Below are 19,334 nucleotides of genomic sequence, written 5' to 3'. Positions count from 1 at the left end.
TGGGATCCCAGACACATGGTTTGAGCGGCGTCTGGTCTAGTCTCGGCGCATGAGCATCGTCCCTGCTGCGGCGCAGGTCCTGGCCGTGCTGCGCTATCTGGCCCGCCAGGCCGCGCCCGTGCCCGCGGCTTCCATCAGCCGCGACGTGGGACTTCCGCGCTCGACGACGTACCACCTCCTGGACACCCTCGCGGCGGACGGTTTCGTGGTGCATCTGCCGGAGGAGCGGCGCTACGGGCTCGGCGTCAGCGCCTTCGAGCTCGCCTCCGGGTACGAGCGCCAGGCCCCGTTCCAGCGGCTGGCGCGGGCCCCGCTCGCCTCGCTCGTGGACCGCACGGGGCACAACGCGAACCTGGCGGTGCTGCACGGCCGCGAGGTCATCTACGTCATCGAGGAGCGCGCCCCGGGCCGTCCGCCCCTGGTCTCCGAGGTCGGGGTGCGCCTTCCGGCCACGCTGACGGCGAGCGGCCGGGCGGTGCTCGCCCTGCTGCCGCCCGCGCAGGTGCGGGCCCTGTTCCCCGACCGTTCGGCGTTCGTGCAGCGGCACGGCGCGGGTCCGGCCACGCTGACCGCGCTGCGCACCCTGCTGGCCCAGGCGCGGCGGCGCGGCTACGCGACGGAGGAGGGCGAGGTGACGCCGGGCCTGTCCTCGGTCGCGGCACCCGTCCTGGACCATCACGCGCATCCGATCGCCGGGGTCTCGGTGACCTTCCCGGACGAGGCGGTCGACGAGACGGAGCGGCGGCGGATCGCCGGGCACGTGGCGCACACGGCCCGCGAGCTGACCCGCCGGGTGGGCGGTGCGGCGCCCGCGCCGGGCGCCCCCGCCCCGTAGGGCGCGACCCCGCGGGCACGTAAGAGCGGGGAAAGGGAAGTACAAAAACACCCGTTTGCCCCAACCCGCCTCCCGCTCCTGGCCTCTTTTCCGACGGAAGCTGCCCCGGGCGGGAGTCGCCCTGTCCCCGGCGAGAGGTGGAGCGGAGATGGGCCTGACGAGTCGGGCGCTGGAGTGCATGACGGTGCTGCTCGCGGTCGTGTGCGTGGGGCTGACGGTGTGGGGGTGGCCACGGCTCGCGCGGCGCGGCACCCGGTCCGTGCTCGGCAGACTGGCCGCCATCGGCGTGACGCAGACGGCGATCCTGACCGCGTGCGCGGTCATGGTGAACGCGGACTTCGAGTTCTACGGCAGCTGGGACGAGCTGCTCGGTGACGTGCCGACGGCGCCCGCGCAGATCGCGGGCGCGGGCGGTTCCGGGGTCGCCGTGGCGCAGGGCGCCCTGGTCCAGCCGGCCGGGCCGCAGGGCCTGGACCGGGTGAAGGGACTGCCGGTCGGACCGCCGGAGCGGGCGGGCAAGGTCGAGTCGGTACGGATCGTGGGGCGGCGCTCGCACGCGCTCAACCCGGCGTTCGTGTATCTGCCGCCGCAGTACTTCCAGCGGCAGTTCCACCGCCAGCGGTTCCCGGTGATCGTGGCGATCAGCGGCTACCCCGGCGGCATCATGAACCTGGCCCAGTTCCTCCAGGTGCCGCAGACGGCCGCACGGTTGCAGGGTGCGGGCCGGATGCAGCCGACGATCGTGGTGATGGTGCGGCCGACGATCGCGCCGCCGCGCGACACCGAGTGCGTGGACGTGCCGGGCGGTCCGCAGGCGGAGACGTTCTTCACCCGGGACCTGCCGGAGGCGCTGAAGTCGGCGTACCGGATCGGGCACGACGCGAGCGCGTGGGGCGCTCTGGGGTATTCGTCGGGCGGCTCCTGCGCGCTCCAGCTGACGCTGCGCAATCCCCGGACGTACACGTCGGCGGCCGCGCTGTCCGCCGACTACGCCATCAAGGACGACCTGACGACGGGTTCGCTGTTCGGCAGCGGGCCGCGTGCGCAGCAGCGCAGGCAGAGCCACGATCTGATCTGGCGGCTCGGGCATCTGCCGGTCCCCCGCGTCTCGGTGCTCCTGGCGAGCAGCCGTGAGGGCGAGAAGGACTACCCGGACACGATGCGGTTCCTCGACGCGGTGCGGCCGCCGATGACCTCGGCGCGGATCATCCTGCCGCGCGGCAGCCACCACTTCACGACGTGGCTGCGGGAGATCGAGCCCGCGATGGAGTGGATGGGCAAGCAGCTCACGTTCCCGCAGGACACGACGCCGGGCCGGCGTCCCCCGGCCGGGCCGAGCGCGAAGCCGTCACCATCGTCCTCGCCCTCGGCTCCGGAGCCGGCCGCGAGCGCGGCGGCGGGTGAGGACGAGGACGAGGGCGACGCCAAGGCCCCGGCCCGGCGGCCTTAGTCACCGCGCGGGCCGGGGGTCGGGGACGCTCAGTGCTTGAGCTGGGCGTCCAGCCACGTCAGGGTGTCCGGGGTCACCGGGTCCGTGATGTCGGTGTACTCCTCGTGCTTCTTCAGGAACTTCGCCACGTACGGGCACACGGGCACGATGCGCTTGCCGGCGGCGCGGACGTCGTCGAGGGCCTCGCGGACGAGGATCGCGGCGAGGCCCTGGCCGGCGAACGCGTCGTCGATCTCGGTGTGGAAGAAGACCCGGCGGTCGTCACGGTCCCGGTAGGCGGTGAAGCCGGCGGGCTTGCCGTCGACCTCGATGGTGTAACGGTGTCGGGCGTCGACGTGCTGGACTACGGGGGTGGCGGCGGGCTCGGTCATGACCGGGGTCCTCTCGGTGCGGGGTTCTCGCGGGGCGTGCCGGTCACGTCGGGACAGCGGGCGCCGGGGACCGGTCGCCGCGCGGCCCTCGACGTGACCGAAGCGCTCGGAGGCATCGTGCCAGGCCGCACGGGCGTCGGCGATGTCCGGGTGGGCACGGCCGACGATGTTCCGGCGGGTCAGCGCTGCAGCGTCAGGAGCCCCGGCCGGTAGGGCCACTGGCCGTAGTCGCCGCCCGAGTTGGGATCGCGGCCCTGGTAGAGGAACCGCAGGTTGCAGGGATCGACCGTGAAGGTCTGGTCGGCGCCGGTGCGGATCAGTTCGCCGTGGCTGATGTCGTTGGTCCAGCCGGCGCCGCTGTTGGCCTTGCCGGCGAAGGGGTTGCTCTCGGTCGCGGCCTGGGGTGTCCATGTGCCGTTCAGGCTGGTGGCCGTGAACGAGCGGAAGTACCGGCCCTGGGAGCCGATCGCCTCGACGATCATGAGGTAGCGGTCCTGGCCCCTGAGCTTGTAGACCTGCGGGGCCTCGAACAGGTTGTTCGTCGTGTCGCTCATGACCGTCGTGTACGACGAGCCGAAGCTCCCCGGGAAGTTCCCGATCGGCATGCTCGCCCGGTAGATCCTGCCGTTGTCACCGGCGAAGAACAGGTACATGTTCGTGCCGTCGCCGATGAGCGTCTGGTCGATGGGGCCCGTTCCGGAGTCGGCGATGCTTCCGGAGAAGAGCTCCTGCTCCGCCGACCAGCCGTTCGGGTCGGTGGGGTCGGTGGACGTCCGGTAGGAGAAGGCGGTCCTGCCCCACTGGTAGGTGAGCACCCAGATGTTCTTCGGCGCGAAGTAGAAGAGCGTGGGCGCGACGGTGTTGCTCGCCATCGTGTTCTGGCTCGCCGAGGCCATCTGCGACCAGTCGGAGAACGGGGTGAAGTTCATCGAGCCCCAGCCCACCCCCGTTCCCGCGGCGCCGTGCGTCGTCGCGTAGACGAGCTGCTTGCCGTTGTAGGGGGCGACGGTGAAGTCCTTGAGCGAGGCCCATCCCGCCTTGGGCTGCGCCAGCGCGCCCGTCGACGACCAACGGTACATCGAGGGAAGAGCGCACGTGTCGGAGTCGCCGCCGGCCACCTTGACGAGACGCCACTGCTGGTTGGCGCCGCCCCAGTCGTCGTACTGGACGATGTTCGCGCCGTCGGCGGCGGACGCGCCCTGCACTTCGAGAGCCTTGCCGCTGTGGCGCGCGATGAGCCTCACATAGCCGTCGGAGCTGTCCGCGAGCCGCCACTGCTGGTCGGTGGCGTTCAGGTCGGTCCACTGGACGATCGGGCCGCCGTTGGCGGTGGAACTGTTCTGGACGTCCAGGACCTTGCCGGAGTGGCGGGACTTGACGCGGTAGTAGCCGCCGCCTGAGTCGACGAACTGCCACTGCTGCTGGTTCTGGTCGTTCCTCGTCCACTGGGTGATGCGGGCGCCGTCACTCGTCGCCAGGTTGTAGACGTCCAGGGCCTTGCCGCTGTTGCGGTTGACCAGTACGTACGAGGCGTTGGTGTCGACGGTCGCCGCGGCGGCGGGCGGGGCGCCGAGGAGGGTGGCCCCCAGCAGTAAGGACGACAGGACCGCGAGGACCAGCCCCAGGACCAGGGGTGGATGGCGAAATCTCACGACGAGAGCTCCTTCGGGGAACGGAGGTGGGGGGACCCCGACGCACCGCGTGGCGGCCGCGTCGGAAGGGCGGTGACGGGATAGGGGTGGAGGAGGCCGCACATGCCGAAGAGCGGGTCCTCGGGGCGCTCGAGGCGCGACACTCCGCCGTGATCGAGGTGGGAGAGGTCTCCGGTCTTCAGTGCTTCCAGTTGGCGGCCGGTCATGAGGGCCGCCTCCAGCGCGCCGTCGCGCCAGCGGATCCGCCAGGCGTCGAGGAGTTCACTCTTCAGGCGGTGGGCCGCGGTGTGGAACTCCCGCAGCCCGCCTTCGCGGAGGGCCAGAAAGCCCTCGAGTGCCAGGTCACGACGGCGGCGCGCCGCCGCGGCGTGGTCTCCCGTGAGGACTGCCGCCGCCTGGTAGGCGTCGGGATCGGCGAGGACGGGCGCGGGGAAGGTGAAGACGGCGTCGCCCGCCTCGGGGAGCCCGCTGTTCTGCATGAGCACCACGAGGCGCAGGCCGCCGGCGTTGACGAGGCGGTGGATCGTTCCCGGGGTGAACCAGACGACGTCGCCGGGGCACAGCCGGGTGTCGGCGAAGCCGGAGGTGGTGAGGGTATGGACGCTGCCCTCGCCGCCGATGACGACGTAGGCCTCGGAGCAGACGAGGTGCATGTGGGGTGTGCCGCCGCACAGCCCGTCGGCGGCCTCCCAGTCGTACACGGTCAACCCGGAGATCCCCACGCCGCCGGGGAGCGGGGTCACCACGGATGGTCCTCGACGTGGCGGGAGAGGCGCTCCGGGGTCCACGCGCCGTCGGCCACGACGATCCGGTAGCGGCGCGCCAGGGTGTCACCCGGGGCCAGCGGCAGTTCCTCGTCGAACGCCAGCGAGGGGTTGACGGCGGGGATGGGCTCGCTGCGGACGAACCAGCGGCAGGGGGCGTCCGGATCGTCCAGGAACAGGAGCGTGGAGGAGCGGTCGACCTCGTCGTGGGTGCCGACGAAGGCCAGCCGGTCGCCCTTCTCGCCCATCCCGGGGCCGATCACGTGGCCGCCGGTGAAGTCGCGCGGGCCGCGCCAGAAGAGGCCCGTGTATCCAGCGAGATCTCGGCCCTGTGTGCCGGGGCTGCCGAACATCAGGGCGGTGTCGCGGATGTTGGTGAGCGCGGTGGTGATCTCCAGGGTCCAGGAGTCGGCCTCGACGTCGCGTGCGGTCAGCGTGCGGTGCTCGTCGATCCAGTGCTCCCCCGCCATCGTGTGCCAGGCCAGGTCCTCGGTGATCACGGCGCGGCCATGTCCCGTTTCGGCGGACACGGCGAGGCTGCGCATCGTGCCGAGGTTCGGCAGGTCGACGTAGCCCTGGCCGCGCAGATAGGTGCCGCCGCCCCAGAAGTTCTGCCCCGACACCCATGACGCCGTGAACTGGATGCCCTTGTGCCAGCGGTGGTCGTGCGGCCGGTATCCGGTGACCACGTCGCCGGCGAGCGTGCGCACCGGATGCAGATAGGGCTTCGGCGCCTCGAAGGGGTCCATGACCGGCCGGTGCACATACCGGAAGAGGTCGACGCCGCGGGCCCGGACGGTCAACGAGTCCTCGTCCTCGATGAGTTCGAAGGTCATCGGAACACCTCCGGGCGTCCCCCGTGGAGTGAGCCGTAGAAGGGGTCGGCCGAGTCGATCTCACCGCGCCGGACCGGCCGGCCGGTGATCGCGGCCTTGTACAGGGCGGTGACGAGTTCCATCGTGGATCTGCCGAGGTCGGGCCGGGTCGCCGTCTCGTAGCCGTCCAGGAAGTCGGCGAGCTGGGCGGTGTGCGAGCTGGGCAGGTCGTCCGGCGGCTCCCACTTCGCGCCGGAAGAGCCGGCGGTGAACGTCCAGTCCGCGTTGGAGTAGCCGTACAGGTGGCGCAGTTCGACCGTGGCGTCGGCGAGATCGAAGCGCAGGTAGCTCTCCTCACGCGGGGACAGCACGCTGTTGACGACCGTCGCGACGGCTCCGTTCTCGAACCGGACCAGGGCCGTGGACACGTCCTCGGTCTGGACGTCGCGGTCCAGGCGGCCTGCCATCGCGCGTACCTCGGCCCACTCGCCGAGCACGTACAGCATCAGATCCATCTGATGGATGCCGTGGCCCATGGTCGGGCCGCCGCCCTCGCTCACCCAGGTTCCGCGCCAGGGCACGTCGTAGTAGACGTCGTCGCGGTACCACGCCGTGACGCACTGCGCGACCAGCGGACGGCCCAGGGTCCCGGCCGCGATCCGGTCCCTGAGGTAGCCGGCTCCCGAGCCGTGCCGGTGCTGGAACACCGCGCCGGCGAAGGCGGGCCCTTCGGCGGCCTGGATCCGGTCGAGTTCGGCCAGCGACAGAGCCACGGGCTTCTCGCACCACACCCACGCGCCCGACTCCAGGCAGGCCACGGCCTGTTCGGCGTGCAGGTACGGCGGCGTGCACAGGTGCACGACGTCCGGACGCTGTTCATCGAGCATCGTGCGCAGGTCGGTGTGGACCGCGGGAATGCCGTGCTCGGCCGCGAACGCCTCGGCGCGCCCGGCGTCCACGTCGACGGCCGCCACGATCTCGGCCCGGTGGGCCTGGGCCCGGAGGGCGGGGACGTGGCAGATGCCGGCGATCCCGCCCGTTCCGACGATCGCCGTTCTGATCATCCGCCCAGCACCTTCCTGATCGCGTGGTACGCGGGCTTGGGCTCGAGGTTCTCGTCGTAGGGCAGCGCGGCGCCCTCCTCGGGGAAGACTCCGGGGATCCACGAGTACTTGTCCGTGTAGTCCCAGATGGTGACGCCGACGCATTTCCTGACCGCCAGGCAGGCCTTGACGTAGTCGGCGTACCAGGTCGCCTGGGTGGCGAGCTTCTCCGGGGTCGCCGGGAGCTGCATCCGGATGTCGAGCTCGGTGACCGCGACCTCGACCCCGAGGTCCGCGAAGCGCTGGATGTTCTCCTGGACTCCGGAGGGGAAGCCGTACTGGAGTGCCAGGTGGCCCTGGAGGCCGAAGCCCTCCACCGGGACGCCGTCGGCCTTCAACTGCTTGATGAGCTTGTAGTAGGCGTCGCTCTTGGCGTTGACGCCGTCGACGTTGTAGTCGTTGAGGTACAGCTTGGCGTGCGGGTCGGCCTCGTGGGCCCAGCGCAGGGCGTCGGCGATGTAGCCGGGGCCGAGCGTCTTGTAGAAGAGCGACTCGCGGTAGGTGCCGTCCTCGTTGAAGGCCTCGTTGACGACGTCCCAGTGGATCACCCGGCCCTTGAAGTGCCGGACCTCCGTCTGGATGTGGTTCTTGAGGACGGAACGCAGTTCGTCGGCGGTCCAGCTGCGCTCGGTGAGCCAGGCGGGGAGCTGGCTGTGCCAGACGAGGGTGTGGCCGCGGACCTTCTGGTGGTGGTCCTTGGCGAAACTCATGACCTCTTCGGCGGCGGTGAAGTCGAAGACGCCGCGCCGGGGTTCGGTGGTCTCCCACTTCATGGCGTTGCCGGGGGTGGTCTGCCCGAACTCGCTGCCGAGGAGCTTCAGATAGGCGGCGTCGGTGAACTCGGGGTTGTCGGTGGCGGAGCCGAAGTACTTGTGGTGCTGCCGGGCCAGTTCGGCGAGCGTTCTGGGGCGGGGCTCGGCGGTCGCGGGCGTTGCGGCGAGGCCGGCCGCGAGGCAGACGGCGGCGGACAGGGCGATGAGATGCCGGGACACGGGCATGGATGACTCCTCGGGTGCGGGACGGTTCAGTCGAGGACGACGGTGGTCAGCGCGCGCGGGGCGAGCCTGGCCGTGAGGGTCGTACCGTGCGTGGAGGCGACATCGGCCGGGGTGACCGAGCGGGTCTCGTCGGTGACGTAGGCGTCGGGCCGCCGGTCGTGCCCGCCGCGGAGAGCGAAGTCGGCGGACTTCTCGGTGGTCGCGGTGTTGAGGATCTCGATGACGCGGTGTCCGCCGGTGTTACGGAAGGCTGTGACCTGAAGTGCCGGGTCGGCGTTCGAGACCGGGACGCGGACGGCGCCGGGACGGATGAACCGGCTGAAGGCGGCCAGTGCCCAGTACCGCTTGGACACCCGGTAGTCGTCACCGGGGTTGGCGAGCTGGATGAGCCCCCGGGTCGCGCCGGGGGAGGCGCCGGTCCAGTAGACGTAGGCGCTGGCGTTGCCGACGGTCAGGGTGTTCTGGATGTCGGCCGCGACGGCGAGGCCGTCGTAGCCGCTGCCGTCGTCCCAGTTCTCGTTCCAGGTGGTGCCGTCGGGCGACCATTCCGACATCCACACGTGCTGGTCGGTGGGCTGCGGGACCGCGGTCGGACCGCTGTAGCGGTGGCCGGTGATGGTGCGCACGGCCTTGTCTGCCACGGGGTCCGCCTCGATGGCCTCGGTGTAGGCGACCTGCCGGTCCCAGCCCGCGACGTCGCAGCAGACCAGGTCCGTCTTCAGTCCGGACGTGCGGACGGTCGGCCCGAGGACCTTGAGGAAGTCGACGGCCTGCTGCGGGGAGAAGCGTATCGAGGCGTAGGTCGCCGTCCAGTCGGGTTCGTTGGTGAACCCCAGGTCGGTGATGCTGATGCCTTCGCGCCGGTAGAACTTCGCGTACTGGACGAGGTAGTTCGCGTAGGCCTGACGCCATGCGGGCTTCAGCTCGCCGCCGTCGTTCTCGCTGCCGTTGGTCTTCATGAAGGCCGGGGCGCTCCAGGCGTCGGCGTAGAACCGTTTCACGCCGTACGCCTTGGCCTCCTTGGCGAGCCAGACCTGGCCGCCGTCCCAGCCGTCCCAGACGTACTTCGGTGTGGCGTCCGGTCCGCCGGGATCGGTCGGCAGGATCGTCGGCATGTGGTCGTAGACCCGGTCGGTCGACGACCCGATGCCCAGGCGCAGGATCGACAGGCCGGCGCCCTTCTCCTTGCTGAGCAGCAGGTCGAGCACCTCGCGCTGCTTGGCGGGGCTGAGGCCGCGTGCGCCGTGCAGCAGGTCGGCCCGCTGGAAGGCCATGGAGAAGCCGAATCCGTCGACGGTCTGGAGTTCGGCGCCGAAGTCGATGCCGGCGCGCACGCGTTCGGCGGGCGGCGGCGCGGGGGCGGGGTCGGCCGCCGCTTGCGATGTGAGCGCTAACATGATGACGGCCGTCAGGGCGGTCAGGCGTTTCACAGGGTCTCCTCGGGGTGGAGGTCACGCGGGAGGGGTCAGCTCTTGGTGGCGCGTGCGGGTCAGCCCTTGGTGGCGCCGGCGGTGAGTCCGCCGATCAGCTGGCGCTCGGCGACCGCGTAGAAGGCGAGGGCGGGGACCATGGCGAGGACGATGTACGCGAGGACGAGCGCGTAGTCGGTGGAGTACTGGCCCTGGAACTGCTGGACGCCGACCGGGATCGTCTGCCATTTCGGGTCGTTGAACACGAGCAGCGGCAGGAAGAAGTTGTTCCAGCTCGCGACGACCGCGAGGACGGAGACCGTGCCGAGCGCCGGACGCGCCATCGGCAGCAGGATCTGCCAGAAGAAGCGGAACTTGCCGCAGCCGTCCATGGTGGCGGCCTCCTCGATCTCCGCCGGGATGGTCCGGAAGAAACCGCGCAGGATCACGATCGTCATGGGGAGCCCGAAGGCCGCCTGCGGGAGGATCACTCCGAGCGGATTGTCGAGCAGGCCGAAGGTGCGCAGCATGAGGAAGAGCGGCAGGACGGCCACGGCGAACGGGAACATCAGCCCGATGGTGAAGAGCGTGTAGAACAACTCCCGTCCGTGGAAGGCGTACCGGGCCAGAACGAAAGCCGCCATCGCGGAGGCAGCCACGGTGCAGACCGTCGTACCGATCGCGATGCCCGCACTGTTGGCGATCTGCCGCCAGAACATGCCGTCACCGAGAATTCCGGTGTAGTTGGAGATTTTCCACTGCGACGGCAGCCCGAACGGATTGTTCGTCAGTTCCGCGGTGCTCTTGAATCCGGAAATGACCGCGTAGAGCAGCGGTACGGCGACGAACGCGGCGATCAGCCAGACCACGGCGTGCAGCGAGAGACCGCGTACCGTCCGACGGGCGTTCATCGGTCACCTCCTGAGGTCACGGCGCCGCTCAGGTCACGGCGGAGCACATACCGCTGGTAGAAGAGGGAGAAGACGAGGCTGATCATGAACAGCACCACGCTGATCGCGCTGGCGTAGCCGACCTGGTACCGCTTGAACCCGAACTGGAACATCGCGATGGCCATCGTCTCGGAGGAGTGGTTGGGCCCGCCGGCCGTCATGACCCAGACGAGGTCGGAGAGCTGGATGGACCCGATGATCGACAGGAAGACGCTGATCCGGATCGTCGGTCCGAGCAGCGGCAGCGTGATGTGCCGGAAGCGCTGCCAGGCGCCGGCTCCGTCGATGGCGGCGGCTTCGAGAATCTCGGACGGGATGCTCTGCAGCCCGGCGAGGAACAGCATCATGTGGAAGCCGAAGTACTTCCAGATCATGACGACGAACAGGGTCGGGATGACCGTCGAGGGATCGGCGAGCCACTTGCCCTGGAGGTCCTCGAGGCCGAAGAAGCCGACGATGTGGTCGGCCATGCCGGCGCCGGGCAGGAAGATCATCGTGAAGAGGACGGCCGTGACGACCTCGGAGAGGATGTACGGCGCGAAGAACAGCATCCGGTAGACGGCCCGGCCGCGGAGCCTCTGGTTGAGCAGGACCGCGGTGAACAGGGCGAACGGCAGCTGCACCAGGACCGACATGAGAATCAGGTAGAGCCCGCGCCCCAGGTCGCCGAGGAAGACCTGGTCGTCGAAGAGCCTGGTGTAGTTCCCGAAGCCGACGAAGTCGTCCATGGGGCCGATGCCGCCCCATTTGAAGAATCCGGTCCAGACCGCGACGACGATCGGGGCGAGGACGAAGACGAGGAAGAGGACCAGGGCCGGTACGAGGAACCAGGCGACCGACGCCCAGGCACCCCACCGGGTCAGGCGGGAACGGGCGGGCGGCGGCGCGGTCTTCGCCACGGACTTCTCCGTGCGTTCCTCGGTCAGGGTGGACACGGAGCTAGGCACTCTTCGCAGCCTCGGTGATCGACGCCGTGACCTGCTCGGGGGTCTTCTTGCCCGCTATGAGGTCGGCGACACTGTCGTTGACCTCCTGGCCGACCGCCGGCGGGTAGGCCTGGTCGAGGAAGAGCTGGAAGCCCGTGGCCTTGACGAGGCTCTCGGCGACCACCTTCTTGTTGGCGTCGGTGAGTTGACTCTCCGCGCCCTTGACCACCGGCAGGTAGCCGTTGGAGGCCAGCAGCTTGGACTCGTTGTCCAGGACGAAGTACTTCAGGAAGTCCAGGGCCTCCTTCGGGGCGCCCTTGCGCAGCGCGAAGCCGCCGCCACCGCCGAAGACCTCGGTCGCCCGCCCCACACCGCCGTCGACCGTCGGGAAGGGGAAGAAGCCCAGGTCAGCTCCGAGGTCGGCGCCCGCGTCCTTCTGCACCGACGGTCCCCACTGCCCCATGAGCTCCATGGCGGCCTTGCCGTTGCCCATGGTCGCGGCCTGGCCGCCCGGGGTCGCGTAACCGGCGCCGAGGAAGCCCTGCTGGAACGGCTTGAGGTCGACGAGCTCCTTGAGGTGTTCGCCCGCCTCGACGAAGCCGGGGGCGGTGAAGTCCTTGGTGGTCGCGGCCTTCTGGAGTGCGGGGAGCCCGGCGACACGCATCGCGAGGTAGGCCCAGTAGTAGTGGCCGGGCCACTTCTCCTTGCCGGCGAGGGCGATCGGGGTGATGCCCGCGGCCTTGAGCTTCTTCACGTCGTCGAGGAGGGCGGTCCACGTGGCCGGTGGAGTGGTGATGCCGGCCTTGGCGAAGAGCTTCTTGTTGTACCAGAAGCCCACCATGCCGATGTCGTACGGGACTCCGTAGATGCGGCCGTCGATCTTGTAGGGCGAGAGCGAGACCGGGGAGAGCCGCGACGACCAGTCCATGAGGTCGGTGAGGTCCTCGACGAGCCCCGCGTCGACCTGCTGCTGGAGCACGCCGCCGCCCCAGGTCTGGTAGACGTCGGGGAGCTTGCCCGAGGACGTGGTGGCGGTCAGCTTGGACTTGAACGCCTCGTTCTCCAGAGAGGTCGTGTTGATCGCGACCTTCGGGTGAGCCTTCGTGTACGCCGTGGAGATCTTCGGGAAGAGGGACTTGCCCGGCTCCGTGGTGGCGATGTTCCACCACTCCAGGGCGACCTTGCCGTCGGCCGACGCGCCGCCGGAACCACCGGATCCGCAGGCCGCGGTCAGGGAGACGGACAGTGCGGTCAAGCCCGAGAGCGCCAGGAAGCTTCGTCGGCTCGGGAGGGTGCTGGCCATGGGACCTCCGGGGGTCGGGAACGCCGATATGCGCCCGAAAATTTTTCGAAATACTCTCGAATTCTGCGCTGCCACAAACTAGAAACAGGAGCCTTCCCGGTCAAGACCTCGCGTCAAATAATCTGCGAACAGCGGTTGTTGGCAGGCTTGACAAGCAGGTCTGGCCACCCAGAGACTCATCGAAAGTTTGCGATATCTGTCGGAAGGCGGAGGCAACTCCGCAGAGGAGAGAAGTTGAGCGAGCAGCGCCCGACCCTGGCCGTCATCGCCGCGGAGGCAGGGGTCTCCCAGGCCACTGTGTCCAAGGTGATCAACGGCCGTTCCGATGTCGCACCCTCGACACGCGAGCGGATCGAGGGCCTGCTACAAGCCCACAACTACCTCCCGCCCGGCCGGCAGGGCAGAGCCCGCAGATCGGGTCTCGTGGATCTGATCATCGGCGGTCTGGACAGCGCCTGGGCGGTGGAGATCCTGCGCGGCGTCGAGGCCGAGTGCGCCCAGCGCAGCGTCGGCACCGTCGTGTCGCTCGTCCCGCCGGGCGAGGCCACGCCGTCGAGTTGGGCCGCGCTGCCGGTCCTTCATCACAGCGACGGCGTCATCCTCGTCACGGCTTCGGTCACCCAGGCCCAGCGTGCCCAGGTCGAACGGGCCGGGGTGGCACTGGTCGTCATCGACCCGATCGACCTGCCGGGCAACGGCGTGCCGAGCGTCGGGGCGACCAACTGGGCCGGTGGCCTCGCCGCCACCGAGCACCTGCTGGAGCTGGGGCATCGCCGGATCGCCACGATCGGGGGGCGCAAGGAGATGCTGTGCAGCCAGGCCCGCATCGACGGGTACCGGGCCGCGCTGGAGCGGGCCGGGATCGAGGTCGACCGCGAGCTGATCCGGTTCGGCGACTTCCAGCACGAGGGCGGATTCCGGTGCGCCCAGGAGCTGCTCGCTCTCCCCGACCCGCCGACGGCTGTCTTCGCCGGCAGCGACCAGCAGGCGATGGGTGTCTACGAAGCCGCCCGGCAGGCAGGCCTGAGCATCCCTCAGGACCTCAGCGTGGTGGGCTTCGACGACCTGCCGATGTGCGACTGGCTGTCGCCGCCGCTGACGACGGTGCGTCAGCCGCTGGAGGAGATGGGCCGGGTCGCCGCCCGCACTCTGTTCCAGCTTCTGGAGGACCAGCCCCTGGTCAGCCCTCGGATGGAGCTCTCGACCGAGCTCAAGGTCCGCCTCTCCACCGCCCCGCCTCGTTCCTAGGAGAACCCCTTGACCGAGCCCTGGTGTGACCCTCTGCTGCCCGCGTCCGCGCGCGTGGCCGATCTCCTGGCGCGGATGACGCTGGAGGAGAAGGCGGGACAACTCGCCGGCTTCTGGGCGCTGCCCTCGGATCCGGGAGCACCTGTCGCGCCGATGGAGGACGATTCCGGCGAGTCCGCGCCCGGCTTCGACGACCTCGTCGTCCACGGGCTCGGCCAGCTCACCCGGGTGTACGGCACCGCGCCGATCACCGCGGAGGACGGAATGGAGCGGCTCGCCTCGCTCCAGCGGCAGGTGACCGGATCCGGCCGGTTCGGGATCCCGGCGATCGCCCACGAGGAGTGCCTGACCGGATTCATGACGTTCGGAGCGACGGTCTTCCCGGGGCCGCTGGCCTGGGGCGCGTCCTTCGATCCCGGGCTCGTGCGCAGGATGGCCACCACCATCGGCGCCGGGATGCGACGGGTCGGCGTCCACCAGGGGCTGGCCCCGGTGCTCGACGTGGTCCGCGACTACCGGTGGGGCAGGACCGAGGAGTGCATCGCCGAGGACCCCTATCTCGTCGGAGCGATCGGCACCGCCTACGTGCAGGGCCTGGAGGGCGCCGGCATCGTGGCGACGCTCAAGCACTTCGCCGGGTACTCGGCCTCGCGCGGCGGCCGGAACATGGCCCCGGTCGCCTCGGGGCCCCGCGAGTTCGCCGACGTGCTGGTCGAGCCGTTCGTACGGGCCCTGCGCGAGGGCGGCGCCCGGTCGGTGATGAACAGTTACACGGACGTGGACGGAGTGCCGGTCGCCGCCGACGAGCGGCTGCTGACCGGACTGCTGCGGGACGAGCTGGGATTCGAAGGTGTCGTCGTCGCCGACTACTACGCGGTCTCCTTCCTGGAGACCCGGCACGGCGTCACCGGATCACGCGGCGCGGCCGGCGCGCTGGCGCTGACCGCCGGGATCGACGTCGAGCTGCCGACGGCCCGCTGCTACGGCGAGCCGCTGACCGAACGCGTGCGGTCGGGAAGCCTGTCCGAGGAGCTCGTCGACCGGGCGGTGGAACGCGTCCTGCTCCAGAAGGCCGAACTCGGTCTGCTCGACCCCGACTGGGAACCCGTCAAGCCCGAGCCCGTCGACCTCGACCCGCCGGAGAACCGGGCCTTGGCCAGGCTCCTGGCCGAACGGTCCACGGTGCTGCTCGCCAACGACGGCATCCTGCCGCTGCGGCCGTGCCGGGTCTCGGTCAGCGGGCCGTACGCCGACGACCCGCAGTCCTTCCTCGGCTGCTACTCCTTCCCCAATCACGTCGCGCTGCCCGGCGACCCCGGCCTGGAGATCCCGACGCTCGGCGAGGCGCTCGGCGCCGCCGGATTCACGGTCACCGCGGACGATCCGGATGTGCACGTGCTGGTGCTCGGCGACCGGGCCGGCATGTTCGGCCGGGGCACCTCCGGAGAGGGCTGCGACGCCGAGACCCTCGACCTGCCCGGCGACCAGGCCGCGCTCGCCTCCGCCGTCCTCGACTCCGGAGTGCCGACCGTCCTGGTCGTCGTCTCCGGCCGGCCGTACGCGCTCGGCTCGCTGGTCGAGCGTGCGTCGGCGGTGATCCAGGTCTTCTTCCCCGGCGAGGAGGGCGGCACCGCGCTGGCCCGGATCATCAGCGGGGCCGCGGAACCGTCCGGGCGGCTGCCCGTCTCCGTCCCCCGCCAGGCCGGCGGCCAGCCGGGCACGTACCTGCACTCCAGGCTCGGCGGGCGCACCGACTGGAGCTCGGTGGACCCGACTCCCCTGTTCCCCTTCGGACACGGGCTGAGCTGGACCAGCTTCGCCTACTCGGAGCTCTCGGTGGATCCCGTCGCGGCGACGGACGGGGTCGTCACCGTCTCGGTCACCGTACGCAACGTCGGGGAGGTGGCCGGGACCGAGGTGGTGCAGCTGTACCTCTCGGACCCCGAGGCGTCCGTCGTCCGGCCGGAGAGATGGCTCGCCGGATTCGGCCGGGTCGAGCTGGAGCCGGGCGCGGCCGCCCGGGTCACCTTCTCCGTCCATGCCGACCGGACCTCGTTCACCGGGATCGACCTGCGCCGAAGAGTGGAGCCCGGAGAGGTGGGCGTGGCTGTCGGACGGTCCAGCGGCGATCTTCCGCTCCAGGGGTCCTTCACCCTGCACGGCCCCGTACGCCACCCGGCGGCCGACCGCGTGCTGTCCGTGCCGGTTGAGATCGTGGCCGTCTCATGAGCACGTCCTTCGGTGATCCCGTGCTGCCCGGGTTCCGGCCCGACCCGTCCGTGTGCCGGGTGGGGGCGGACTACTACCTGGTGACGTCCAGCTTCGAATGGTTCCCGGGCCTCCCCGTCTTCCACAGCCGCGATCTCGTGAACTGGCGGCGTCTCGGCTCCGCGCTCGACCGGCCGTCCCAGCTCGACCTCGACAAGTGCGAGCCCTCGCGCGGCCTGTTCGCACCGACGATCCGGCACCACGACGGGGTCTTCCATCTCGTCTGCACGCTGATGGACGGCCCCGGCCATTTCGTCGTCACGGCGACCGACCCGGCGGGGCCGTGGTCGGAGCCGTACTGGCTGGAGGGCGAGGGCTTCGACCCGTCGCTGTTCTTCGACGACGGGCCGGACGGCGACGGCCGGGCCTGGTTCACCGCCGCCCGTGTGCTGGACGAGGCGGCCGGCCACACCGAGATCTGGATGCGCGAATACCTCCCCCGCGAACGGCGGCTCACGGGCCCCGAGTTCGTCCTGTGGTCGGGAAGCCGCCCGGGCGCCCGCTGGTCCGAGGCCCCGCACCTCTACAAGGTCGACGGCAGCCATGTCCTGGTCACCGCCGAGGGCGGCACCGACGTGGACCACACCGTGGTGGCCGCCCGCGCCGACCGCGTGACCGGCCCGTACGAGGGCGTCCCCGACAATCCGGTGCTGCCGGCCGTCCCGAAGGGGCCGGTCACCTGCACCGGACACGCCGACCTGGTCCAGACCCCGGACGGCGACTGGCGGGCCGTCCTCCTCGGCGTCCGCCCGGGCTCCGCCATCGGACGCGAGACCTTCCTCAGCGAGGTCACCTGGAGCGACGGCCGGCCGGCCTTCTCCGCCCTCGACCACAAGAGCCCCCGCCGCCGTCTCCACGACGACTTCGCCACCCTCTCCGCCGACTGGAGCACCCTGCGCACCCCGCGCGCGCCGTTCTGGACCACCGGCGACGGGCTCCGTCTCCGGCTCCGTCCCGAACGCCTCGGCGAACGCACCACCCCGTCCCTCCTGGTCCGCCCCCAGGAACAGCCCGACTGCGACGTCTCCACCGAACTGCACTTCGTCCCCACCGCACCGGAGGAACAGGCAGGCCTCGCCGTCGTCATCGACGACGACACCCATCTCGTCCTCGTTCGCACCACGGAAGGGCTCAGCCTCCGTCGTGGGTCCGAGGTCCTGGCCGGCGCCGTCTTCCCGCCGGGCCCCGTCCGCCTGGGGGCCCGCATCCGCGGCTTCCGTCACACGTTCACCTACGGGGCGCTCGACGGCGCCTGGCAGGACCTGACCACCGTCGAAGCCACCTTCCTCACCCCGCTGTTCACCAGTGTCCAACTCGGCCTCTACGCCACCTCCAACGGCCACCCGTCCACCAATCAGGCCCAGTTCACGTGGTTCGGCCTCGACATGTGATCCGAGGAAATCGCTCGCAAATCGAGGAAGCGGTCCCAGTCGAAATACTTTCGATAGGGACCGCTTAGCCATGAACGCTTCCACAATTCCCTGACGGACCATTTCGAATGGCCATACGGGACCCAGCTCTCGAAACATCTTCGAAATACTTGACATGCACACGCCCCGTTTTCAGACTGAATCCCGAGGCTGCAACCCCCTCCTTGTCTGCATGCCACTGCACCAGCCTCGATTCATTTGCGCGTAGATGATCCGCGTCTATTCCGAGTTCTCCTTTTCTCATGGACCCGGACATGACCTTCGCGGACTTCTTCCGCCGCACTCACATCCATCCGTGATTTCCGTCCCGGAGGTTCGTTCATGCGCTTACACCCCCTTTCCTCGTCCAGCGCGCGTCGGAAAATCGGCGGCCTGCGCACGGCGCTGATCGCCGGCGCCCTCGGCTTCGCCACCGTGCTGGGGGCGCCGCTGACCGCGCACGCCGCCGAGAGCACGCTCGGCAGCGCGGCGGCGCAGAGCGGCCGGTACTTCGGCACCGCCATCGCCTCGGGCAGGCTCAACGACACGACGTACACGACCATCGCGAACCGTGAGTTCACCATGGTGACGCCCGAGAACGAGATGAAGATCGACGCCACCGAACCCCAGCAGGGCCGGTTCGACTTCACCGCCGGCGACCGCGTCTACAACTGGGCGGTGCAGAACGGCAAGAAGGTGCGCGGACACACTCTGGCCTGGCACTCCCAGCAGCCCGCCTGGATGCAGAGCCTCAGCGGCAGCGCGCTGCGCCAGGCGATGATCAACCACATCAACGGCGTGATGGGCCACTACAAGGGCAAGATCGCCCAGTGGGACGTCGTCAACGAGGCCTTCGCCGACGGCACTTCGGGCGCCCGGCGCGACTCCAACCTCCAGCGCACCGGCAACGACTGGATCGAGGTCGCCTTCCGCACCGCGCGCGCCGCCGACCCGGCCGCCAAGCTCTGCTACAACGACTACAACACCGACAACTGGACGTGGGCCAAGACCCAGGCCGTGTACGCCATGGTCAAGGACTTCAAGCAGCGCGGCGTGCCCATCGACTGCGTCGGCTTCCAGTCGCACTTCAACAACGACAGCCCGTACAACAGCAACTTCCGCACCACCCTGCAGAGTTTCGCCGCCCTCGGCGTCGACGTGGCCGTCACCGAGCTCGACATCCAGGGCGCCTCGCCCACGACGTACGCGAACGTGACCAACGACTGCCTGGCCGTCGCGCGCTGCCTCGGCATCACCGTCTGGGGCGTGCGCGACACCGACTCCTGGCGAGCGGACCAGACGCCGCTGCTGTTCAACGGCGACGGCAGCAAGAAGCCCGCCTACACCTCCGTCCTCAACGCCCTCAACGGCGGCTCCACTTCGACCCCCACGCCCGGTTCCGGACCGATCAAGGGCGTCGCTTCGGGCCGTTGCCTGGACGTGCCCGGCTCCAGCACGACCGACGGCACCCAGGTCCAGCTGTGGGACTGCAACAACCGCACCAACCAGCAGTGGACCTACACCGCCGCGGGTGAGCTCAAGGTCTACGGCGACAAGTGTCTCGACGCCGCCGGTACCGGTGACGGCGCCAAGGTGCAGATCTACAGCTGCTGGGGTGGCGACAACCAGAAGTGGCGCCTGAACTCCGACGGTTCGATCGTCGGCGTCCAGTCCGGCCGCTGCCTCGACGCCGCCGGCAACGGCACCGCCAATGGCACGCTGATCCAGCTCTACTCCTGCTCCAACGCCGGCAACCAGCACTGGACCCGTACCTGACCCGCTGCGGCGACACCCCGCACGATCGAGGGGAGCCGGGCAGGTCCCGGCTCCCCT

Annotated in this window: 16 protein-coding genes; 6 read left to right on the top strand and 10 right to left on the bottom strand. The window is 69.9% G+C overall.

Features of this window, described 5'->3' with window-relative positions; all coding sequences use genetic code 11:
- The first annotated feature begins 49 nt into the window (after positions 1-49).
- Positions 50-835 (top strand): IclR family transcriptional regulator, encoded by a 786-nt coding sequence (locus ACIBTU_RS07090; RefSeq protein ID WP_399124908.1) that lies wholly within the window; start codon positions 50-52, stop codon positions 833-835.
- 148 nt (positions 836-983) lie between these two features.
- A complete protein-coding gene (locus tag ACIBTU_RS07085; protein WP_399124907.1) occupies positions 984-2,285 on the top strand; it encodes an alpha/beta hydrolase in 1,302 nt (433 codons plus the stop codon).
- Between the two features lie 29 nt (positions 2,286-2,314).
- Here the strand turns inward: ACIBTU_RS07085 and ACIBTU_RS07080 are convergent, their stop codons facing one another.
- From ACIBTU_RS07080 to ACIBTU_RS07035, 10 genes are all read right to left on the bottom strand, one after another.
- Positions 2,315-2,656: a GNAT family N-acetyltransferase gene (locus ACIBTU_RS07080; protein ID WP_399124906.1), complete on the bottom strand. Its 342-nt coding sequence runs from the start codon at positions 2,654-2,656 to the stop codon at positions 2,315-2,317.
- Between the two features lie 179 nt (positions 2,657-2,835).
- Entirely contained in the window at positions 2,836-4,308 is a 1,473-nt protein-coding gene (locus ACIBTU_RS07075) for a non-reducing end alpha-L-arabinofuranosidase family hydrolase (RefSeq protein WP_399124905.1), read from the bottom strand.
- Positions 4,305-5,051 (bottom strand): cupin domain-containing protein, encoded by a 747-nt coding sequence (locus tag ACIBTU_RS07070; protein ID WP_399125369.1) that lies wholly within the window; start codon positions 5,049-5,051, stop codon positions 4,305-4,307. Before ACIBTU_RS07070 ends, ACIBTU_RS07075 begins: the two co-directional genes overlap by 4 nt.
- Complete coding sequence (locus tag ACIBTU_RS07065; RefSeq protein WP_399124904.1) at positions 5,048-5,908, bottom strand: PmoA family protein; 861 nt, start codon at positions 5,906-5,908, stop codon at positions 5,048-5,050. Before ACIBTU_RS07065 ends, ACIBTU_RS07070 begins: the two co-directional genes overlap by 4 nt.
- Positions 5,905-6,951, bottom strand: coding sequence for a Gfo/Idh/MocA family protein (locus ACIBTU_RS07060; protein WP_399124903.1), 1,047 nt, complete (start codon positions 6,949-6,951; stop codon positions 5,905-5,907). The genes ACIBTU_RS07065 and ACIBTU_RS07060 overlap by 4 nt, the downstream gene beginning before the upstream one ends.
- On the bottom strand, positions 6,948-7,988 hold the full coding sequence (locus ACIBTU_RS07055; protein WP_399124902.1) for an endo-1,4-beta-xylanase: 1,041 nt from the start codon (positions 7,986-7,988) through the stop codon (positions 6,948-6,950). Before ACIBTU_RS07055 ends, ACIBTU_RS07060 begins: the two co-directional genes overlap by 4 nt.
- Before the next feature lie 26 nt (positions 7,989-8,014).
- A complete protein-coding gene (locus ACIBTU_RS07050) occupies positions 8,015-9,385 on the bottom strand; it encodes a glycoside hydrolase (protein ID WP_399124901.1) in 1,371 nt (456 codons plus the stop codon).
- Positions 9,386-9,477: 92 nt separating this feature from the next.
- Positions 9,478-10,308 (bottom strand): carbohydrate ABC transporter permease, encoded by an 831-nt coding sequence (locus ACIBTU_RS07045; RefSeq protein ID WP_399124900.1) that lies wholly within the window; start codon positions 10,306-10,308, stop codon positions 9,478-9,480.
- Positions 10,305-11,210, bottom strand: coding sequence for a carbohydrate ABC transporter permease (locus ACIBTU_RS07040; protein WP_399125368.1), 906 nt, complete (start codon positions 11,208-11,210; stop codon positions 10,305-10,307). Before ACIBTU_RS07040 ends, ACIBTU_RS07045 begins: the two co-directional genes overlap by 4 nt.
- A 76-nt stretch (positions 11,211-11,286) precedes the next feature.
- Positions 11,287-12,576, bottom strand: a complete 1,290-nt coding sequence (locus ACIBTU_RS07035; RefSeq protein WP_399124899.1) for an extracellular solute-binding protein — start codon at positions 12,574-12,576, stop codon at positions 11,287-11,289.
- A gap of 234 nt (positions 12,577-12,810) precedes the next feature.
- On the opposite strand from ACIBTU_RS07035, the gene ACIBTU_RS07030 reads away from it, so the two are divergent.
- The 4 genes from ACIBTU_RS07030 to ACIBTU_RS07015 all read left to right on the top strand — a co-directional run bounded on the left by ACIBTU_RS07030 (position 12,811) and on the right by ACIBTU_RS07015 (position 19,277).
- Positions 12,811-13,824 carry a LacI family DNA-binding transcriptional regulator gene (locus tag ACIBTU_RS07030; protein ID WP_399124898.1) on the top strand — a complete coding sequence of 338 codons (1,014 nt, stop codon included), beginning with the start codon at positions 12,811-12,813 and terminating at the stop codon, positions 13,822-13,824.
- A gap of 9 nt (positions 13,825-13,833) precedes the next feature.
- Positions 13,834-16,053: a glycoside hydrolase family 3 N-terminal domain-containing protein gene (locus ACIBTU_RS07025; protein ID WP_399124897.1), complete on the top strand. Its 2,220-nt coding sequence runs from the start codon at positions 13,834-13,836 to the stop codon at positions 16,051-16,053.
- Positions 16,050-17,483 carry a family 43 glycosylhydrolase gene (locus ACIBTU_RS07020; RefSeq protein ID WP_399124896.1) on the top strand — a complete coding sequence of 478 codons (1,434 nt, stop codon included), beginning with the start codon at positions 16,050-16,052 and terminating at the stop codon, positions 17,481-17,483. Before ACIBTU_RS07025 ends, ACIBTU_RS07020 begins: the two co-directional genes overlap by 4 nt.
- A gap of 360 nt (positions 17,484-17,843) precedes the next feature.
- Positions 17,844-19,277 (top strand): endo-1,4-beta-xylanase, encoded by a 1,434-nt coding sequence (locus tag ACIBTU_RS07015; protein WP_399124895.1) that lies wholly within the window; start codon positions 17,844-17,846, stop codon positions 19,275-19,277.
- The last annotated feature ends 57 nt before the right edge of the window (positions 19,278-19,334 follow it).

It is taken from the genome of Streptomyces sp. NPDC050145 (assembly GCF_044460245.1).
Classification (GTDB): Bacteria; Actinomycetota; Actinomycetes; order Streptomycetales; family Streptomycetaceae; genus Streptomyces.
This window is presented reverse-complemented; position numbering and strand designations above follow the sequence as displayed.

Excerpts from the sequence above, each read along its gene's own strand:
- ACIBTU_RS07065 (WP_399124904.1), bottom strand. The coding sequence starts at position 5,908 with ATGACCTTCGAACTCATCGAGGACGAGGACTCGTTGACCGTCCGGGCC.
- ACIBTU_RS07080 (WP_399124906.1), bottom strand. The coding sequence starts at position 2,656 with ATGACCGAGCCCGCCGCCACCCCCGTAGTCCAGCACGTCGACGCCCGA.
- ACIBTU_RS07050 (WP_399124901.1), bottom strand. The coding sequence starts at position 9,385 with ATGTTAGCGCTCACATCGCAAGCGGCGGCCGACCCCGCCCCCGCGCCG.
- ACIBTU_RS07020 (WP_399124896.1), top strand. The coding sequence starts at position 16,050 with ATGAGCACGTCCTTCGGTGATCCCGTGCTGCCCGGGTTCCGGCCCGAC.
- ACIBTU_RS07045 (WP_399124900.1), bottom strand. The coding sequence starts at position 10,308 with ATGAACGCCCGTCGGACGGTACGCGGTCTCTCGCTGCACGCCGTGGTC.
- ACIBTU_RS07035 (WP_399124899.1), bottom strand. The coding sequence starts at position 12,576 with ATGGCCAGCACCCTCCCGAGCCGACGAAGCTTCCTGGCGCTCTCGGGC.
- ACIBTU_RS07085 (WP_399124907.1), top strand. The coding sequence starts at position 984 with ATGGGCCTGACGAGTCGGGCGCTGGAGTGCATGACGGTGCTGCTCGCG.
- ACIBTU_RS07060 (WP_399124903.1), bottom strand. The coding sequence starts at position 6,951 with ATGATCAGAACGGCGATCGTCGGAACGGGCGGGATCGCCGGCATCTGC.
- ACIBTU_RS07090 (WP_399124908.1), top strand. The coding sequence starts at position 50 with ATGAGCATCGTCCCTGCTGCGGCGCAGGTCCTGGCCGTGCTGCGCTAT.
- ACIBTU_RS07055 (WP_399124902.1), bottom strand. The coding sequence starts at position 7,988 with ATGCCCGTGTCCCGGCATCTCATCGCCCTGTCCGCCGCCGTCTGCCTC.
- ACIBTU_RS07015 (WP_399124895.1), top strand. The coding sequence starts at position 17,844 with ATGCGCTTACACCCCCTTTCCTCGTCCAGCGCGCGTCGGAAAATCGGC.